This window comes from Domibacillus epiphyticus (genome assembly GCF_001975785.1).
In the GTDB taxonomy this organism is placed as follows: domain Bacteria; phylum Bacillota; class Bacilli; order Bacillales; family Domibacillaceae; genus Domibacillus; species Domibacillus epiphyticus.
On the sequence record NZ_MSFI01000035.1, the window covers coordinates 1 to 1,771 of the forward strand.

The window sequence follows — 1,771 nt, forward strand, 5'->3', positions numbered from 1 at the left end:
CTGTACAAAATCAATAAAAACGTCAACGTTTTGAATTAAACTTTCACTTGAAATGCCCGTCATTTCAATTGAAAACAACTGAGCAATCGAACTACTTTTTGGAGAGTTTGATCCTGGCTCAGGACGAACGCTGGCGGCGTGCCTAATACATGCAAGTCGAGCGGACTTGACAGAGCTTGCTCTGTTCAAGTTAGCGGCGGACGGGTGAGTAACACGTGGGCAACCTGCCCTGCAGATTGGGATAACTCCGGGAAACCGGGGCTAATACCGAATAATATAGAAGATCTCATGATCTTCTTTTGAAAGACGGTTTTGCTGTCACTGCAGGATGGGCCCGCGGCGCATTAGCTAGTTGGTGAGGTAACGGCTCACCAAGGCGACGATGCGTAGCCGACCTGAGAGGGTGATCGGCCACACTGGGACTGAGACACGGCCCAGACTCCTACGGGAGGCAGCAGTAGGGAATCTTCCGCAATGGACGAAAGTCTGACGGAGCAACGCCGCGTGAGTGAAGAAGGTTTTCGGATCGTAAAACTCTGTTGTCAGGGAAGAACAAGTACGGGAGTAACTGTCCGTACCTTGACGGTACCTGGCCAGAAAGCCACGGCTAACTACGTGCCAGCAGCCGCGGTAATACGTAGGTGGCAAGCGTTGTCCGGAATTATTGGGCGTAAAGCGCGCGCAGGCGGTCTTTTAAGTCTGATGTGAAAGCCCACGGCTCAACCGTGGAGGGTCATTGGAAACTGGAAGACTTGAGTGCAGAAGAGAAGAGCGGAATTCCACGTGTAGCGGTGAAATGCGTAGAGATGTGGAGGAACACCAGTGGCGAAGGCGGCTCTTTGGTCTGTAACTGACGCTGAGGCGCGAAAGCGTGGGGAGCGAACAGGATTAGATACCCTGGTAGTCCACGCCGTAAACGATGAGTGCTAAGTGTTGGGGGGTTTCCGCCCCTCAGTGCTGCAGCTAACGCATTAAGCACTCCGCCTGGGGAGTACGGCCGCAAGGCTGAAACTCAAAGGAATTGACGGGGGCCCGCACAAGCGGTGGAGCATGTGGTTTAATTCGAAGCAACGCGAAGAACCTTACCAGGTCTTGACATCCCGCTGCCCGGCATAGAGATATGCCTTTCCCTTCGGGGACAGCGGTGACAGGTGGTGCATGGTTGTCGTCAGCTCGTGTCGTGAGATGTTGGGTTAAGTCCCGCAACGAGCGCAACCCTTGATCTTAGTTGCCAGCATTCAGTTGGGCACTCTAAGGTGACTGCCGGTGACAAACCGGAGGAAGGTGGGGATGACGTCAAATCATCATGCCCCTTATGACCTGGGCTACACACGTGCTACAATGGATGGTACAAAGGGCTGCAAGACCGCGAGGTTTAGCCAATCCCATAAAACCATTCTCAGTTCGGATTGCAGGCTGCAACTCGCCTGCATGAAGCCGGAATCGCTAGTAATCGCGGATCAGCATGCCGCGGTGAATACGTTCCCGGGCCTTGTACACACCGCCCGTCACACCACGAGAGTTTGCAACACCCGAAGTCGGTGGGGTAACCCTTACGGGAGCCAGCCGCCGAAGGTGGGGCAGATGATTGGGGTGAAGTCGTAACAAGGTAGCCGTATCGGAAGGTGCGGCTGGATCACCTCCTTTCTAAGGATATTTACGGAATGCGAGAAGCGGTTCTCGCAAAAAACGTGGCGTTTGATTTTGTTCAGTTTTGAGGGATGAATCCCTTGGACCTGCCAAGCAGGCCGCAAAAGCGTTGCGGCAGGCC

General features: G+C 54.0%; 1 rRNA gene. It reads left to right on the forward strand.

Annotated elements, in window-relative coordinates:
- Positions 1–95 precede the first annotated feature (95 nt).
- Positions 96–1,647, forward strand: a 16S ribosomal RNA gene (locus BTO28_RS16395).
- Positions 1,648–1,771: the final 124 nt, after the last annotated feature.